General features: G+C 46.6%; 1 protein-coding gene. It reads right to left on the reverse strand.

Features of this window, described 5'->3' with window-relative positions:
- Positions 1–281 (reverse strand): UbiD family decarboxylase domain-containing protein (locus tag AAEY68_RS20915; protein WP_350586809.1); only part of this gene is annotated, 281 nt, incomplete at both ends.

Consider the following 281-nt stretch of genomic DNA (forward strand, 5'->3'; position numbering starts at 1 on the left):
GCCGGTAAAGGTACTGTGGTAAATAGGGTTTTTACGGTGGGTCATATGGGTTACTGTCATCACCGGAAAGTCATCAACTTCGTTATAATATCCAGTGTGATCGCCATATGGGCCCTCGGGCGCCATTTCACCTGGCATTATGTAGCCTTCAAGTACTATTTCGGCGCTTGCGGGTACTTGTAAATCGTTTGATATTGATTTAACTACTTCAGTTTTACTGCCGCGCAGTAAGCCTGCAAAAGCGTACTCGCTTAATGTGTCGGGTACAGGGGTTACTGCAC

The organism is Pseudoalteromonas sp. RB2-MNA-CIBAN-0110, assembly GCF_040309305.1.
Classification (GTDB): domain Bacteria; phylum Pseudomonadota; class Gammaproteobacteria; order Enterobacterales; family Alteromonadaceae; genus Pseudoalteromonas; species Pseudoalteromonas arctica.